Below are 15,681 nucleotides of genomic sequence, written 5' to 3' on the forward strand. Positions count from 1 at the left end.
CGCGCTTCGGCTCACGCCAGGGCTGCCGCGATTCCGATCCCGGCAGCCGAGGCCGCCACGGCGGCGAACAGCGGCGCCGATGCCCGCACGCCCTTTCGCCCGCCGGCGATGGTAAGCGCCATCACGCCCTTGATCGCCGTATTCGCAAGGATCGGGGCCGCAAGCACGATGCCCGCCGTCCGCCCGTCGATCGCGCCCGGCGGGAACCCGGCCAGCGTCAGGACGGCGGCATCCACGTCCATCATCCCCGTTACGCCCAGCAGCACCGCGATCCCCTGATTCCCGAACGCGATCTGTGCCCAGCGGGCGACGACCGACAGCACGGCCACCAGCCCCGCAAGCAGCAGCGCAGGACCGAAATCGAGCGGGTTGCCGAGCGTCACGGCACTTTGCCCGCCCGCCTCTTTCCGGCGCAGCGTCCATAGCGCCATGCCCAGCGCCACGCACACCGCAGGCGCCATCGCCACTGCCAGCGACGCACTCGCCATCGGTGCCAGCGCGAACGTTACCAGCTGGACGCGGACGAACATGACGAGCGACGCGAGTGCGATGCCCGCCGTCAGCGCCGCGTCATTCCCCTCGGTCGATCGCAATTGCCGCGCATAGCTGGCAGTCACGGCGGTGGACGACACCAGCGCGCCGGTCACGGCCAGCACCAGCACGCTGCGCTCGCTCCCGAACCGCCGCGCGGCGACATAGCCGATGAAGGACAGGCCGAGGACCAGCACCACCACCATCCAGATGTCGTGCGGATTCCACGCGCCATAGGGGCCCATGCTGCGATCGGGCAGCAGCGGCAGGATGAGCAACGCGACGATCGCGAAGCGGGCGACCGATTCGACTTCGGCCTCCGACATGCCCTTCAGCATCGCGTGGAGCCGGTCGCGCGATGCCAGCACGGCCATCACCACGGTCGCCGCCGCCAGCGCCTCCGTGACCATCCCCTGCCCCGCCAGCACGCCAAGCCCGAAGGTAATCATCGCGGCAATGCTGGTCGTGATCGACAGGCTCGCCTGACGCTGGAGCATCACGCCATAGCCGATCACTACGCTGAGGATCGTGCCCGCCGCCACCACCGCGCCGATCGCACCGGGGAGCAGCGCGGAAAGTCCGCCGGCAAGGCCGATCAGGCCGAACGTGCGAAACCCGCTGACGCGCGTGCCGTCCGACGCCTCACGCTGGCGCCACCCACGCTCAAGCCCGATCAGCAGCCCGACGCCAAGCGCCGCCGCAAGCACACGAAGCACGGGATCGAAGCCAGTCACGCACGACGATAGGCAGCGGGGGCCCGTCTGTGCAACGCGGGACTCTACGCAGTGAAAACCCGGCACACAGCAAAAACCCGGCCATCGCCGTGGGGCGAGGCCGGGTCCGTTGTTTGCAAGGGCCTGAAGGCGCGCGTCAGGCGGCGCCGCCGGCCTTTTCCTTCTTGGTATAGACGCGGACCGGGTCCTTGCGGCCCTCCACCACGTCCTTGTCGACCATCACTTCGTCCACCCCGTCCATGCCGGGCAGGTCGAACATCGTGTCGAGCAGGATCGCTTCCAGGATCGAGCGAAGGCCGCGGGCGCCGGTCTTGCGCTCGATCGCCTTCTTCGACACCGCCGTCAGCGCGTCCTCGGTGAAGCCGAGCTTCACCTGCTCCATGTCGAACAGCTTCTGATACTGTTTGACCAGTGCGTTCTTCGGCTCGGTCAGAATCTTGATGAGCGCGGTCACGTCGAGGTCCTCGAGCGTCGCGATCACCGGCAGACGGCCGACGAATTCGGGGATCAGGCCGAACTTGAGCAGATCCTCCGGCTCGGTCTGGCGCAGCAGTTCGCCGGTGCGGCGCTCTTCGGGAGCGGCCACATAGGCGCCGAAGCCGATCGACTTGCCCTGAAGGCGATCGCCGATGATCTTTTCCAGGCCCGAGAACGCACCGCCACAGATGAACAGGATGTTCGTCGTATCCACCTGCAGGAACTCCTGCTGGGGATGCTTGCGGCCGCCCTGGGGAGGCACGCTCGCGGTGGTGCCTTCCATCAGCTTGAGCAGCGCCTGCTGCACGCCCTCGCCCGAGACGTCGCGCGTGATCGAGGGATTCTCGGCCTTGCGCGAAATCTTGTCGATTTCGTCGATGTACACGATCCCGCGCTGCGCCCGCTCGACATTATAGTCGGATGCCTGGAGCAGCTTGAGGATGATGTTCTCCACGTCCTCGCCGACATAGCCCGCTTCGGTAAGCGTGGTGGCATCCGCCATGGTGAACGGCACGTCGAGGATGCGCGCCAGCGTCTGCGCCAGCAGCGTCTTGCCGCAGCCCGTGGGGCCGACGAGCAGGATGTTGCTCTTCGCCAGCTCGACGTCCGCGCCCTTCGCGCCGTGGTTCAGTCGCTTATAGTGGTTGTGCACCGCCACCGACAGGACGCGCTTCGCCTGCTTCTGGCCGATGACATAGTCGTCCAGAACGTCGCAGATTTCCTGCGGCGTGGGGACGCCCCCGTCCTTCTTGCTCACCAGAGCCGACTTGGTTTCCTCGCGGATGATGTCGTTGCAGAGCTCGACACATTCGTCGCAGATGAAAACGGTCGGCCCGGCGATGAGCTTGCGAACCTCGTGCTGCGACTTGCCGCAGAACGAGCAGTAAAGCGTGCTCTTGGAGTCGCCGCCGCTGAGCTTGGTCATTCAATCCATCCTTTACGCGCCGGACGCGTATCGCCACCCGCCATCCTACACGCGGGCGTCATTCCGGCAATCTAAAATCGGCCTGCCCATCGGCGGTTCCGTATTGCCCGGGGAAGAACGCCCCGGGCCATCCATTATACGAACAATCTTAAGCGTTGGCTGCATCGTCCGACGGCATCGGGCGCTTTTCGTAGACTTCGTCCACGATGCCAAACGCCTTGGCTTCCTCTGCCTCGAAGAACGAGTCGCGATCCATCGTCGTCTCGATCTTCTCGATCGGCTGGCCGGTGTACTTGGCATACAGGCCGTTCATCCGGGCGCGGATGCGCAGGATTTCCTTGGCCTGGATCTCGATGTCGGACGCCATGCCCTGTGCCCCGCCCGAAGGCTGGTGGAGCATGATGCGGGCGTTGGTGAGCGCCACGCGCAGGCCCGGCTCGCCCGACGCCAACAGGAAGCTGCCCATCGACGCGGCCTGGCCGATGCAGACCGTGCCGACGCGCGGACGGATATACTGCATCGTGTCGTGGATCGCCATGCCGGCGGTCACCACGCCACCCGGCGAGTTGATGTACATCCAGATGTCCTTCTTCGGGTTCTCAGACTCGAGGAAGAGCAGCTGTGCAGTGATGAGCGAGGCCATGTGATCCTCGACCGCACCGGTGACGAACACGATCCGCTCGCGCAGCAGCCGCGAATAGATGTCGAAGCTGCGCTCACCGCGGCTCGACTGTTCGATGACGATGGGAACGAGACCGCCGGTCACGGGGTCGATGGTCATCTGACCAGAAAGCGGATGCATGTCGGGAAATCTCATATTGTTGTTTTGCCCAGCCGTAACATCGGCGCTCGGCAAGGCAGGTGCAAGGGGGGAGTTGGCCGGGGCTGTGCGTAACCTGCGCGCCCGGTGTCAGGAATCGCGAAACGGACCGGGCTGGGCCAGATAGGCGAGCCGGCGGATCTCGCGCCGCCCACGCACCACGGTGTCGAGGATCAGCCCGGAAAAAAGGTTTAGAAACGCGAGGATCATCAGCCCGGTCGTCAGAACCGCCGTCGGAAAACGCGGCACGAGTCCGGTATGCGCATAGGTGATGACCAGCGGAATCGCGAGTACCACCGCAATGGTCGCGAACAGCGACGCGATCCAGCCAAAGAAAAGCAGCGGCCGCTCGAATCGATACAGCGTGAAGATCGTCCGCAGGATGCGCAGCCCGTCGCGATAGGTATTCAGCTTCGAATGCGACCCCTCGAGTCGCGCGAAATAGGCGGTCTCGACTTCGCCGACCGGCATCTTCAGCTCCAGCGCGTGGACGCTGATCTCGGTCTCGATCTCGAACCCTGCCGACAGCACCGGGAAGCTCTTGACGAAGCGGCGCGAGAATACGCGGTAGCCGGAGAAGATGTCGGTGAAGCTGCGCCCGAACAGCCCGGCAAGGAACCCCGTCATCGCGCGGTTGCCCAGCACATGGCCCCGGCGATAGGCCTCGGCGGCTTCATGGACGCGGGTGCCGACGATCATGTCGAGGCCCTCCTGCGTCAGCCGATCGACCATCGCCGGCGCGACGGCGGCGTCATAGGTCGCATCGCCATCGGCCATCACATAGACGTCGGCATCGACATCGGCGAACATGCGGCGGACGACATTGCCCTTGCCCTGCATCCGCTCGACACGCACGACGGCGCCTGCCGCCCGCGCGACCTCGATCGTGCGATCGCGGCTGTTGTTGTCATAGACATAGATGGTGGCGCCGGGCAGCGCGGCGCGGAATCCGGCGATCGTCTGCGCGATCGCGGCTTCCTCGTTATAACAGGGCAGAAGAACTGCGATCCTGAGTTCCGCCAACGTCGCCCCCAACCCCGTTCGCGGCGGAACGGGGGAAACCAGTGTGCACGGCACCATGCCGTGCGAAACCCCTCTCCCCCGTGACGGGAGAGAGGGGGTCGAAGCTTACGCCTCGGTCTTCTTCTTCGCTGCCGGCTTCTTGGCGGGCTTTTCGGCCTCGCCTTCGGCTGCCGGCTCGGCGGCCTTTGCCTTCTTGGCCGCAGGCTTCTTCGCCGGCTCCTCGGCGACCGCTTCGTCGCTGGCCGCTTCCGCCGGCGCGTCGGCCTTGGCCTTCTTGGCAGCCTTCTTCACCGGCTCTTCGGCCTTGGGCGCGTCAGCGTCGGCGTCGGCGGCATCGGCCTTCTTCGCCTTCTTCGCCTTGGGCTTGGGATCGTCATGGTCGTGGGTGTGCGTGCCCGAGACGAAGCCGTCCTCGCTCTCGATCGCGGCTTCCAGCGCTTCGCGGGTCACTTCGCGGTCGGTGATCTCGGCCTTCTCGAACAGGAAGTCGACGACCTTGTCCTCGAACAGCGGCGCACGCAGCTGGGCAGCCGCCATCGGCTCCTGCTGGATGTACTGGATGAAGCGCTGGCGATCCTCGGGGCCGTACTGCTGCGCGGCCTGCGCGATCAGGCGGTTCATTTCCTGGCCCGAAACCTCGACGCCATTGGCGGTGCCGATTTCGGAGAGGAGCAGGCCCAGGCGCACGCGACGCTCGGCGATCGCACGGTAGTCGTCACGCTCGCCTTCCAGTTCGGCCAGCGCCGCTGCCGGATCGGCCTCATGCTCGGTCTCGTGGACCAGCTGGTGCCAGATCTGGTCGAACTCGGCCTCGACCATCGACGGCGGAACCGGGAAGTCATGGCCGGCGGCGAGTTGGTCGAGCAGCTTGCGCTTCATGTAGGTGCGGGTCAGGCCGTTGAGCTGCTGCTCGATCTGGCCCTTGAGCAGGCCGGTGAGCTGCTCCAGGCTCTGGAGGCCCAGCGCCTTGGCGAAATCGTCGTCGATCACGGTTTCACCCGCAATCTTCACGGCGGTGATCTTCAGCGCGAACTTGGCGGGCTTGCCGGCCAGGTTCTTGGCGCCGTAATCCTCGGGGAAGGTCACGTCGATCGTCTTTTCGTCGCCAACCTTGACGCCGACCAGCTGCTCTTCAAAGCCGGGGATCAGACGGCCGGTGCCGATTTCGACAACCATGTCGGTGCCCGTGCCGCCATCGAAGGCGACATCGTCGACCGTGCCGGCGAAGTCCATCGTGACCTGGTCGCCTTCGGCAGCCGCATGGCCCTCGTCCGCGTCGTTCCAGCTCTTCTGGTTGCTGGCGAGCTGCTTGAGCTGCTCTTCGACCGCGGCATCGTCGGCCGGGACGGTCAGGCGCTCGAGCTTCAGGCCGTCGATCGACGGAGTCGGCACGTCGGGGAGCACTTCCAGCTCGACCGCGACTTCGGCGTCGCCGCCGGGGGCATATTCACCCTCGAGACGGACCGAAGGCTGCATCGCCGGACGCAGCTTGTGCTCGGCCATCAGCGCCTGCACGCCTTCCTGGATCGCGTTGTTCAGCGCGTCGGCGGCAATCGCCTCGCCGTGCATCTTGCGGACCAGATTGGTGGGCACCTTGCCGGGACGGAAACCGGGCATCCGGATCTGCGGGGCTACGCGCTTCACTTCGGCATCGACCTTGGCATCAATGTCCTTGGCGGCGATCTTCAGCGTGTAGGCGCGCTTCAGGCCCTCGTTCAACGTCTCGACAGTCTGCATTTCTCTAGGGCTTCCAACTGTGAAAAGGGGTAACGGCGTCCAGCGCAAGGGGTGAGCGGCGGTGCTGGTGCGGGCGAAGGGACTCGAACCCCCACACCTTACGATACCAGAACCTAAATCTGGCGCGTCTACCAATTCCGCCACGCCCGCTTAGGGCACCGCCGGTCGGCGGGCTCTATAGCAGGCGTGGGTCAAGGAGCAAGCACCAAGCAACCAGCGGGCATGTCGCGGCGTTGGGGAAGTAATCAAGGAGACGCATGATGCCCGTAGAACCGCCGATTCCCGGACTGCCCACCCCGGCCCCCGACGAAGCCCCCGGCGCGCCGCAACCCGCAGAGCCGACGACTCCGCCGCCGGAGATCGAGCCGCCCACGCCCGATATCGACGTGCCCGCCCCGCAGCCCGGCGGCGATCCGGGCGTGGCGCCGGGTCAGCCGGTCATGGGTTGAGATCAGGACTATCGCCCCGGCATGCGCGATCGTGATACGCAGCGCATGCCGGGACGCACTATCCTGCGGCGCACCATATCCGAGGGTTCATGCTCGCTACCCATTTCCTGAAGCTGCGCCTGCGCGATGATGTCGACGAGGCGGAGGAAGCCGCAATCCGCGCGTGCATCAGCGAGATCGTCGAAGTCCCCGCCGGCAAGGTGATCGCGGCGCGGGGCGTGGACCTTACCTACTCCACGCTGCTGCTGGACGGCTTCCTGGCCCGTTACAAGGACCTGAGCGACGGCGAGCGGCAGATCACGCATGTCCATGTCCCCGGCGATTTCGCGGACCTCCACGGCTTCACGCTCAAGCGGCTCGACCATTCGGTGCTGACGCTCACGCCGTGCACCATCGCCAAGGCGCCGCACGACAGGATCTTGCGCGTGACAGAGACTCACCCGCACCTGGCGCGCCTGTTCTGGTTCTCGACCAATCTCGACGCGGCGATCCACCGCGAATGGGTCGTCTCGCTCGGGCGGCGCAATGCGATCGAGCGGACGGCGCATCTGTTCTGCGAGCTTCATGCGCGGCTGGGCGTGGTGGGGCAAAGCGACGAGCACGGCTATGCCTTTCCGCTGACGCAGGCCGAGCTGGCCGAGTGCCTGGGCCTCACCTCGGTGCATGTGAACCGCGTGCTCAAGGAATTGCGCGAGGCGGGCGTAGTGGAGTTCCGCGGCGGCCGGGTGTCGATCGGCGACATGGCGGCGCTGCGCCGAATCGCCGAGTTCGACCCGGATTACCTGTATCTGGAAAAGCGGGCGCGCTGAACCGACGCGCCCGCCCCTTCCCCCTATTGCGCGGCGGTCAGATCGACGATCCGGTCGCGATCGTAGCGCAACACGCCCGGCATCGCGGAAATCCGGCCAATTGTGACCCCGAAATAGTTGGGCAGCTTCCCCACCGGGCGATACGCCGCCCGCTGGACCCTGGCATTGGCGAGGCGGGGATCGAGCACCATGTCGGCCGGGGCCGGCCCGAGATAATTGGGAATGTCGGCGAGCAACGGCATCGACGAATCGCCCTCCGTCGCCTTGGCCGGCGCCACCCCGTCGGACAGGATCACGCCCATGTCGGTGATCTCGCCCGCCCGCGCTGCGAATTTGACGCTGCCCATGCAATAGCACATCCCGACCGGCGCGGCCCCGGCGGCGATCGTGAGCGGCCCGTAAATGCGATACTCGCCGGGCGTGACTTCGTGGAGATAGGTCGACATTCCCCCTTTGCCCTTTGCGAAGCGGTTTATCGGACCGATGCCGAACGCGGCCATCATGCCAAAGGGCGTGAACTCGAAATTACTCTCGGTCGGCTCGATCGGCGCCTCGGGCAGGCGCGGGGCCGGCGTTCCCTTTGGCAGCTTCGCTGCTTCGGCCACCGCACGATCATAGTCGGCCCGCTTCCTCTGATATTTCTTGCGGGCATCGGCGAGCGCTTCGGCGCGCCGCAGGGCATAGGCGGCCTGATCCTCGGCACTCGGCACGCGCATCAGGTACAGCGACGACGGCGCGTCGCTTCGCAGCAGCAGATACGCCTTGCTCGGGTCCAGCGCCACGGCGGGCGCGTCCTTGACCGGCTTGGCGACGACAAAGGGCGGATGCTTGTCGCGGGCGGCGGCCGGAGCGGCGGCGAGCGTCGCGGCGAGGAGACTCAGCAGGATGCGCTTCATAGCCCGAGCCCCTTTTGCTGCGGCTGTGCCGAGGATGCGACCAGTGCCTGTTGCTGCAAGGCGCGCGTGCGCTCTTCGGGGCTGACCCCCGACAGCCCTTCCTCGAAGTTGAAATCGTTCCACAGCGCCTTGGACAGTCCGTAGCGCTCATAGCCCTTGAAATGCATGCAGGTGCGCATGTTCACCCGCCGCAACCGGCGCTTTTCCCCCGAACCGAAGATCGCCGCCGCCATCAGATTGCCGAGCGCCCCGCCGACCGCGCCGGCCATGGTGCCGGCATAGGGATAGGGCACCTGCGCATAGCCGATGCCGCTGGTGAGCCCGCGCGCATAGCCATCGCACTCGCGAATGTCGGCATAGGCCGTCGCGAAGTCAGTGTCGGGCCGGTGGAAATAATAATATTTGTCGTAGTTCCCGGCATCTTCGGGCTGCGGGGTAAAGGCCAGCGCCGGCATCGTCACCTTGGCCGCGTCCGCGCTATCGGGCGCGCCGAAGGGCGATGCGCTGTCCGCCAGATACACGGCAGGCGAAGCGGCTGTGGTCGGCGCCGCGTCCTGCGCCGATGCCGGCGGCGCCGCGACAATCGTTCCCACGGCCACGGCAAATGCCGCGCCTAAAACACTTTCCATTATCCCCTCCCCCCAAATCGGCCCTGACGAATCGAGCCTAAGCGAAGGAGGTTATTTCTTCTGCATTACAAAACAATGGTCAGAATGACTCAGCCGCCAACCCGCCGCGCCGTCAGCAATTTCACGGGAACTGCCGGCACTTCACCCTTGAAGCTGCCTTGCAGCGTCTTGGTCGGCGAAGTGGGAGCGTCGAAGATCTTGAGCACCACGTCCATCCCCTCGACCACGCGGCCGAACGCGGCATAGCCGAGATTGTCGCCGGATCGCGCCGGATCGGCATCGAACGAGGGCTGAGCGCCGACGCTGATCGTGAACTCGCCGCGCCCGGTGCCCGGCGCCAGCCGCGGGACCGAGATCGCGCCGTCGACATGCGTCACGCCGGTAAGCGTGGTCGGCTCATGCTTGATCGGCGGGAACAGCTTGGCCGGCGCGTTCTGCACGCCGAACTGCACGAACCCGAAATGGTCAGCCACCTTCACGGTCCGGTAAAAGACGATGCCGTCCAGGCGCTTGGCATCGACATAGCGCAGGAAATTCCGTGCCGTGATCGGCGCCTTCGCCGTCTCAAGTTCCAGCACGAAGCGCCCCGCCGTCGTGTCGATTGCGACACGGACCGTGGCGGGAGCCGGCGGCGCGGTCTGGGCGGATGCGGGGAGCGCGAACAGGCTCAGTAGCAGCAGCAGCAATCCCCGCATCACCCGTCTCCTTACGCCAGCGCCTTCTTGAGCAGTTCGTTGACCACCGCCGGGTTGGCCTTGCCGCCCATCGCCTTCATCGTCTGGCCGACGAAGAAGCCGAACAGCGCTTCCTTACCGCCTCGATATTGTTCGAGCTGGTTGGGGTTCTTGGCCATGACTTCGGCAATCACGGCTTCGATCGCGCCGGTGTCGCTGGTCTGCTTGAGCCCGCGTTCCTCGACGATCTTGGCGGGTGCGTCACCGGTTTCCAGCATGATCTCAAACACCTGCTTGGCCAGCGGGCCGGACAGCGTGCCGTCCGCCGCAAGTGCCAGCAATTCGGCGCCCTGTTCGGGGCTGACCGGGCTCTCATCCACGTTCTTGCCCAGCCGGTTGAGCGCGCCGTACAGGTCCGAAATCAGCCAGTTGGCCGCCGCACGCGCCACTTCCTGCTCGCCCTTGGCCTGAACGCGCGCGCTTTCCGCCAGCAGCGCCTCGAACCACCGCGCGGTCTCGGCCTCCGCGGTCAGCACGGCGGCGTTATAGGCGCTGAGCCCCAGCGATTCCTCGTACCGGCGGCGCTTGGCGTCGGGCAGTTCGGGCAGGCTGGCCTGGCACGCATCGAGGAACGCGTCGTCCAGTTCGAGCGGGAGCAAATCGGGATCGGGGAAGTAGCGGTAATCATGCGCGTCTTCCTTCGACCGCATCGACCGCGTCTCGTTCTTGTCGGGATCGAACAGGCGGGTTTCCTGGACGATCCGCCCGCCGCTCTCCAGCACTTCGACCTGGCGGCGCGCCTCATATTCGATCGCGGCCATGACGAAGCGCACCGAGTTGACGTTCTTCGTCTCGGTCCGCGTGCCCAGTTCGCCGCCCGGCTTGCGCACGCTGACATTGACGTCGGCGCGCATCGAGCCTTCTTCCATATTGCCGTCGCACGAGCCGACATAGCGCAGGATCGAGCGCAGCTTCTTGACGTAAGCCCCTGCTTCCGCAGGCGAACGCATGTCCGGCCGGCTGACGATTTCCATCAGCGCGACGCCCGCACGGTTGAGGTCGACATAGGAGCGGCTGGGATGCTGATCGTGCATCAGCTTCCCCGCGTCCTGCTCGACATGGATACGCTCGACGCCGATCGTCTTGGTGAAGGCCTCGGGGTCCTTCTCGTCCAGGCTGATCTCGATCCGCCCCTCGCCCACCAGCGGGTGGTAGAGCTGGCTGATCTGATAGCCCTGCGGCAAATCGGCGTAGAAATAGTTCTTGCGATCGAAGCGCGACCATTTGTTGATGACCGCGCCGATCGCCATGCCCGTGCGCACCGCCTGGCGGATGCATTCCTTGTTCGGCGTGGGGAGCATCCCCGGCATCGCCGCGTCGATCAGCGACACCTGGCTGTTCGGCTCCGCGCCGAATTCGGTCGCCGCGCCCGAAAAGAGCTTGGCGTTGGAAGTGACCTGGGCGTGGACTTCGAGGCCGATCACGACCTCCCATTCGCCGGTGTCGCCCTGGATGCGGTAGGTGGGTGTTTCAGCCATGGTCTGTCTCGGGTGTGATGAGGGGTACGTCCGGGAAATAAGCCCGGTAAAATCGGGGATCGCGCGTAAGGATGGTGGCGCCGGCAAACAATGCGTGGCCGCCGATCAGAAAATCGGGCAGAGGACGCTTGGGCGTACCCGGACCGCGGCGCTCGCGGTAGCGACGGAACGCCACGCCAGCAAAGTAACCCGCCCGCATGTCCAGGGGTTCGAAACCGATCAACAGTGCCGACGTGATTGCCTGAAACTGATCCAGGCTTTCGAAACGCCAACAAATCTCGCCGGTTACGATCGGATTTATGGCGAGATAGGCACCCGACGCAGCCCGCGCCAACTGGCCTCGCGACCAGTCAAACCACTCCGGATCGCGATTGAAGACGTCGATCAATACGCAAGAATCGACCAGGATCACGGCGTATAGTCGCCTCGCAGGTCGCGGATCACGTCATCCGTTCGGGCGCCGAACGGATATTTCCCCGCGACTGCGGCGAGCGCCGCGTCGAACTGCGCTGTACGGCGGGCCACCTCCTCGGGTGTCAGCTCGACCGGTAGAATGGCAATTCGCCCGTCTTCCATCACCAGCCGGCAATGGCCACCCACCGTGAGGCCCATCGCATCGCGCATGGCCTGCGGGATGACGATCGCGCCATCGCTTCGGACTTCACCGATTTCTATCTTATGCGGGGCGTTCATAGTCGACCTCCAGCCTTCGCATATAGCATAGAGGCGGATTGCTCACCACCAAGCCTCGGGCCGCGCCGTGAACCCTGCGCGCTGTTCGATCGCGAGGCCTGCGTTCAGCACGCCCTGTTCGTCCAGCGGCTTGCCGATGATCTGGAGGCCCAGCGGCAGTCCGCCCTTGTCGAGCCCGCCCGGCACGCTCATCGCGGGCAGCCCGGCCAGGCTGGACGGCACGGTGAACACGTCGTTGAGGTACATCGCCAGCGGATCGGTCTTCTCGCCCAGCGCGAAGGCGGCGCTCGGCGCGGTCGGGGTCAGCAGCAGGTCGCACAACGTGAACGCATTCTCGAAATCCTGCGCGATCAGCGTCCGCACCTTCTGCGCCTGGGTGTAATAGGCGTCGTAGAAGCCCGCCGACAGGACATAGGTGCCGATCAGGATGCGGCGCTTCACTTCGTCGCCGAACCCCGCCGCGCGCGTCGCGGCGTACATGTCCTGCAGGTTCGCCCCATCGGGCAAGTCGCGCAGGCCATAGCGGACGCCGTCATAGCGGGCGAGGTTGGACGAAGCCTCTGCCGGCGCGATGATGTAATAGGCCGGCAGCGCATATTTGGTGTGGGGCAGCGATACGTCGACGATCTCGGCGCCTGCGTCCTTCATCCAATCGATGCCCTGCTGCCACAGCGCGGCGATTTCCTCGGGCATGCCCTCGACGCGGTATTCGGCGGGAATGCCCACTTTCTTGCCGCGCAGATCGGCGTTCAGCGCCGCTTCCCAATTGGGCACGGGCAGCTGGAGCGAGGTCGAATCCCTGGGATCGAAGCCCGCCATGTTTTCCAGCAGGATCGCGCAATCCTGGACGCTGCGCGCCATCGGCCCCGCCTGGTCGAGCGACGAGGCGAAGGCGACCACGCCCCAGCGCGAGCAGCGGCCATAGGTCGGCTTGATGCCCGAAATGCCGGTAAAGGCGGCAGGCTGGCGGATCGATCCGCCGGTGTCAGTGCCGGTAGCACCCGGCACGATCCGCGCCGCGATCGCCGCCGAGCTGCCGCCCGACGAACCGCCGGGTGCCAGCGGCGCATTGTCGCCGCCGCCACGCCGCCAGGGTGAAATGACATTGCCGAAATAGCTGGTCTCGTTCGACGAGCCCATCGCGAACTGATCGAGGTTCAGCTTGCCCAGCATACCCGCGCCCGCATCCCACAGCTTGGCCGAGACAGTCGATTCATAGACGGGCTTGAACCCCTCCAGGATATGGCTGGCGGCGGTGGTCTGGACGCCCTTGGTCGCGAACAGGTCCTTCATGCCAATGGGCACACCCGCCAGCGGCTTGAGCGTATCGCCCGCCGCAACAGCATCGTCGGCAGCCTTGGCGGCTTCCAGCGCATGCTCGGGGGTTTCGACGATGAAGGCGTTCAGCGCCTTCGCCGCGCTCACCTTGACGATGAACGCATCGGCGACTTCGCGCGCGGAAAAGGTCTTGGCGCGCACGCCGTCGCGCAGGGCGGCAATGCCCAGATCGGTTAGTTCACTCACAGGAAATTCCGTTTGCCCTGAGCTTGTCGAAGGGCGTCTTGCCCCCGGCAGCGCGCGTGGTGGAGTGGCCTTCGACAAGCTCAGGCCGAACGGGGTGGAGGAAGAGCGCGCTCATTCGACCACCTTGGGGACGGTGAAAAAGCCATGTTCGCCCTGCGGCGCATTGGCGAGGATGGCGTCGCGCTGGTTACCCTCGGTCACCACATCCTCGCGCAGGCGCAGGATGTTGGGGATCACGGCGGTCATCGGCTCGACCGACGATGTGTCGACCTCGCCAAGCTGCTCGATCCAGCCGAGGATGTTGTTCAGCTCCGGCGCCAATTTCTCGGCGTCGGCGTCGGTGATCGCGATGCGGGCTAGGCTCGCGACCTTTTTCACGGTGGCGGTATCTACGGACATGGAGCCGCGACTATCAGCCGCGCCCCGCCCCTTCAAGCGCCTGCTTATTCAAACGGGTCGCCGACCGGCTGGCCGCCGACGAATACCTGGCGGCGCTGGACGGGGCGGACCTGGATCTGGCCGGCGGCATAGGCTTTTTGCTGGGCGGCGACGTGGGCCTTTGCCTCGTCGGTGGGCGCTGTGGAGATCCGCATCTCCCGCATGCCTTGCGGCACCCATTTCCCGTCATTTCTCAAAAGCACGTCCGTATCGTCGCACAGGTTTCCGAACCGGCTTCCGAAACACGAATCGCGCAGCAAAAGCGCTTTGTCCGGCGCAAGCATCGTTACGGTGCATCCGCCATCGTCCGCAGCACCGCACCCCGATTGCGCCAGCCGGTCGAGCAGCGCATCGGGCAGCGGTGGCGATCCGGCAGGCAGCACGCGCAGGTGCTTCACCAGCTCGGCGCGCGGGCGCGGCACGTCGTCCACATCCCAGCGGCTCTCCGCCCTGCCCGCCTGCGCCGCGCGCTCACGGATCGCGATATTCGCAGACGCCTTCAGCCGCGCCAGCGCCGCTTTGCCCGGCGCGCCAAAATCGAACGCCAGCGCGCGCCAGTCGAACTTGTCGGGGGTGAGCCGGCCCGATTCGAGCCGCGCGACCTGATCGCGGGTGGCTATCGCGTTGAAGCTCACCAGCGGCGTCGCCAGCACCAGCGCCACTGCACAGACGACAAAGGCGAGCACGAGGTTCAGCGGGCGCACCCGCGTCGCCCACCGCAAGCGCCCCAGTCCCAGTGCGAGCCAATAGGCGGCACCATACAGGCAGGCGAGCGCGACGAAAACGATGGCCCAGAGCCGTTCGGGGGTGAAACCATATTGGCCGGTCCGCAGCGAAACCGCGATCGTGGCGAGCACCGCCAGCGGCAGGATCGTCGCCGCCAGCGCCATCGCGCCGAAGCGCAGCGGGGCGAACCGCTTTTCCTCCGCCGCCGAATTGCCGATCACGGCGTTGGCGAGGATCAGCGCGCCGATCGCGCAACTGAGCAGCACCGGCGTCGTCGCGCTGGTCGCGTCCCACAGCGCCTGGAGGCCGGTAAAGGGCAGCGCGAGCAGGAACAGCACCAGTCCCAATGCCAGCACCGGCGCCAGCACCGCCAGCACGGTCGCCACGACGCGCTGGAGCAGGCGGACGACGCGGTCATTCTCGCGCAACAGCCCCAGCCCAGCGCCGAACGCCAGCCCGATCAGTCCCCGCCAGAACCAGTCCTTTTCCAGCAATTCGCGGACGAACTCGATCTTGATGAGCCCGAACAGCGCCGCGAGCAGCCATGCCATCGCAAAGACGATGCCGACGAACAGCCAGCACGCGCCGAACAGCACCACATTGGTCCAGGCATGATCGTGCACCACCGCATAGGGTGCGCGCAGCCGCTCCTGGTCACGCGCCGCCTGAAACAGCGGGGCGGCAATGGCGGCGGCGAGCAACAGGCTGACCATCCGCCACGTCTCGCCCGCGCTCCATCCGCCGGGCGCGCCGTTCCACCAGATCACGGCGCCGCCGACCATGCCGACGCCCGCCGAGAACAGCAGCGATGCCCACCATAGCCGCCGCTCCAGCGTGAATCCGATCAGCATCGCGCCCAGCGTGACGGCGAGCAAAAGGCTGGCCTGCCACGCGCTCAGCGTCGCGGCCTTGCCGATGATCGCATGCGCCAGCAGCCCCGCCGCCAGCCCGATCGCGCCGAGCACCAGGGGGCGCAGCGGCCATGCGCGCGGGGCCGGCTCAACAAGCGCCGGGTCCTCCGGCGTTTCGTTCCAGATGCTGCCTGCCATCATGCTCCC

The 15,681-nt window shown here is 66.0% G+C and carries 16 protein-coding genes and 1 tRNA gene; 2 read left to right on the forward strand and 15 right to left on the reverse strand.

Translation table 11 applies throughout. The annotated features are described in order from the left end of the window. Window positions 1-11: 11 nt before the first annotated feature. The 6 genes from ACG3SL_RS10605 to ACG3SL_RS10630 form a co-directional block, all read right to left on the reverse strand. The gene (locus ACG3SL_RS10605; protein ID WP_448661073.1) at window positions 12-1,247 is read right to left on the reverse strand and encodes an MgtC/SapB family protein; all 1,236 of its coding nucleotides are present in this window, start codon (window positions 1,245-1,247) and stop codon (window positions 12-14) included. Window positions 1,248-1,401: 154 nt separating this feature from the next. Further along, window positions 1,402-2,667, reverse strand: coding sequence for an ATP-dependent Clp protease ATP-binding subunit ClpX (clpX, locus tag ACG3SL_RS10610; protein ID WP_448661074.1), 1,266 nt, complete (start codon window positions 2,665-2,667; stop codon window positions 1,402-1,404). Window positions 2,668-2,815: 148 nt separating this feature from the next. Continuing rightward, window positions 2,816-3,469 carry an ATP-dependent Clp protease proteolytic subunit gene (locus tag ACG3SL_RS10615; protein ID WP_448661075.1) on the reverse strand — a complete coding sequence of 218 codons (654 nt, stop codon included), beginning with the start codon at window positions 3,467-3,469 and terminating at the stop codon, window positions 2,816-2,818. Window positions 3,470-3,577: 108 nt separating this feature from the next. Continuing rightward, window positions 3,578-4,510 (reverse strand): glycosyltransferase family 2 protein, encoded by a 933-nt coding sequence (locus ACG3SL_RS10620; RefSeq protein ID WP_448661076.1) that lies wholly within the window; start codon window positions 4,508-4,510, stop codon window positions 3,578-3,580. Window positions 4,511-4,615: 105 nt separating this feature from the next. Then, window positions 4,616-6,247 (reverse strand): trigger factor, encoded by a 1,632-nt coding sequence (gene tig, locus ACG3SL_RS10625; protein ID WP_448661077.1) that lies wholly within the window; start codon window positions 6,245-6,247, stop codon window positions 4,616-4,618. A 65-nt stretch (window positions 6,248-6,312) separates the two neighbouring features. Then, window positions 6,313-6,397 (reverse strand) — tRNA-Leu (locus ACG3SL_RS10630). Between the two features lie 110 nt (window positions 6,398-6,507). Between ACG3SL_RS10630 and ACG3SL_RS10635 the strand changes: the two genes are divergently transcribed. Continuing rightward, window positions 6,508-6,696: a hypothetical protein gene (locus tag ACG3SL_RS10635; RefSeq protein ID WP_448661078.1), complete on the forward strand. Its 189-nt coding sequence runs from the start codon at window positions 6,508-6,510 to the stop codon at window positions 6,694-6,696. 89 nt (window positions 6,697-6,785) lie between these two features. Next, window positions 6,786-7,505: a Crp/Fnr family transcriptional regulator gene (locus ACG3SL_RS10640; protein WP_448661079.1), complete on the forward strand. Its 720-nt coding sequence runs from the start codon at window positions 6,786-6,788 to the stop codon at window positions 7,503-7,505. 23 nt (window positions 7,506-7,528) lie between these two features. Here ACG3SL_RS10640 and ACG3SL_RS10645 read toward each other — a convergent pair whose 3' ends face one another. The 9 genes from ACG3SL_RS10645 to ACG3SL_RS10685 form a co-directional block, all read right to left on the reverse strand. Beyond that, window positions 7,529-8,401 (reverse strand): hypothetical protein, encoded by an 873-nt coding sequence (locus tag ACG3SL_RS10645; protein WP_448661080.1) that lies wholly within the window; start codon window positions 8,399-8,401, stop codon window positions 7,529-7,531. Continuing rightward, a complete protein-coding gene (locus ACG3SL_RS10650) occupies window positions 8,398-9,030 on the reverse strand; it encodes a hypothetical protein (RefSeq protein WP_448661081.1) in 633 nt (210 codons plus the stop codon). The genes ACG3SL_RS10645 and ACG3SL_RS10650 overlap by 4 nt, the downstream gene beginning before the upstream one ends. 89 nt (window positions 9,031-9,119) lie before the next feature. Next, entirely contained in the window at window positions 9,120-9,728 is a 609-nt protein-coding gene (locus ACG3SL_RS10655; protein ID WP_448661082.1) for a peptidylprolyl isomerase, read from the reverse strand. 8 nt (window positions 9,729-9,736) lie between these two features. After that, on the reverse strand, window positions 9,737-11,242 hold the full coding sequence (gene gatB, locus ACG3SL_RS10660) for an Asp-tRNA(Asn)/Glu-tRNA(Gln) amidotransferase subunit GatB (RefSeq protein WP_448661083.1): 1,506 nt from the start codon (window positions 11,240-11,242) through the stop codon (window positions 9,737-9,739). Next, window positions 11,235-11,654 (reverse strand): type II toxin-antitoxin system VapC family toxin, encoded by a 420-nt coding sequence (locus tag ACG3SL_RS10665; RefSeq protein WP_448661084.1) that lies wholly within the window; start codon window positions 11,652-11,654, stop codon window positions 11,235-11,237. The genes gatB and ACG3SL_RS10665 overlap by 8 nt, the downstream gene beginning before the upstream one ends. Continuing rightward, window positions 11,651-11,935, reverse strand: a complete 285-nt coding sequence (locus tag ACG3SL_RS10670) for an AbrB/MazE/SpoVT family DNA-binding domain-containing protein (RefSeq protein WP_448661085.1) — start codon at window positions 11,933-11,935, stop codon at window positions 11,651-11,653. Before ACG3SL_RS10670 ends, ACG3SL_RS10665 begins: the two co-directional genes overlap by 4 nt. Before the next feature lie 42 nt (window positions 11,936-11,977). Further along, window positions 11,978-13,459 (reverse strand): Asp-tRNA(Asn)/Glu-tRNA(Gln) amidotransferase subunit GatA, encoded by a 1,482-nt coding sequence (gene gatA / locus ACG3SL_RS10675; protein ID WP_448661086.1) that lies wholly within the window; start codon window positions 13,457-13,459, stop codon window positions 11,978-11,980. A gap of 111 nt (window positions 13,460-13,570) precedes the next feature. Continuing rightward, the gene (gatC, locus tag ACG3SL_RS10680; protein ID WP_448661087.1) at window positions 13,571-13,858 is read right to left on the reverse strand and encodes an Asp-tRNA(Asn)/Glu-tRNA(Gln) amidotransferase subunit GatC; all 288 of its coding nucleotides are present in this window, start codon (window positions 13,856-13,858) and stop codon (window positions 13,571-13,573) included. A 44-nt stretch (window positions 13,859-13,902) separates the two neighbouring features. Beyond that, window positions 13,903-15,675, reverse strand: a complete 1,773-nt coding sequence (locus ACG3SL_RS10685) for a DUF4153 domain-containing protein (protein WP_448661088.1) — start codon at window positions 15,673-15,675, stop codon at window positions 13,903-13,905. Window positions 15,676-15,681 lie beyond the last annotated feature (6 nt).

The sequence above is a fragment of the Sphingomonas degradans genome, from assembly GCF_053502645.1.

Excerpts from the sequence above, each read along its gene's own strand:
- clpX (WP_448661074.1), bottom strand. The coding sequence starts at position 2,667 with ATGACCAAGCTCAGCGGCGGCGACTCCAAGAGCACGCTTTACTGCTCG.
- ACG3SL_RS10615 (WP_448661075.1), bottom strand. The coding sequence starts at position 3,469 with ATGCATCCGCTTTCTGGTCAGATGACCATCGACCCCGTGACCGGCGGT.
- tig (WP_448661077.1), bottom strand. The coding sequence starts at position 6,247 with ATGCAGACTGTCGAGACGTTGAACGAGGGCCTGAAGCGCGCCTACACG.
- ACG3SL_RS10635 (WP_448661078.1), top strand. The coding sequence starts at position 6,508 with ATGCCCGTAGAACCGCCGATTCCCGGACTGCCCACCCCGGCCCCCGAC.
- ACG3SL_RS10640 (WP_448661079.1), top strand. The coding sequence starts at position 6,786 with ATGCTCGCTACCCATTTCCTGAAGCTGCGCCTGCGCGATGATGTCGAC.
- ACG3SL_RS10645 (WP_448661080.1), bottom strand. The coding sequence starts at position 8,401 with ATGAAGCGCATCCTGCTGAGTCTCCTCGCCGCGACGCTCGCCGCCGCT.
- ACG3SL_RS10650 (WP_448661081.1), bottom strand. The coding sequence starts at position 9,030 with ATGGAAAGTGTTTTAGGCGCGGCATTTGCCGTGGCCGTGGGAACGATT.
- gatB (WP_448661083.1), bottom strand. The coding sequence starts at position 11,242 with ATGGCTGAAACACCCACCTACCGCATCCAGGGCGACACCGGCGAATGG.
- ACG3SL_RS10670 (WP_448661085.1), bottom strand. The coding sequence starts at position 11,935 with ATGAACGCCCCGCATAAGATAGAAATCGGTGAAGTCCGAAGCGATGGC.
- gatC (WP_448661087.1), bottom strand. The coding sequence starts at position 13,858 with ATGTCCGTAGATACCGCCACCGTGAAAAAGGTCGCGAGCCTAGCCCGC.
- ACG3SL_RS10685 (WP_448661088.1), bottom strand. The coding sequence starts at position 15,675 with ATGATGGCAGGCAGCATCTGGAACGAAACGCCGGAGGACCCGGCGCTT.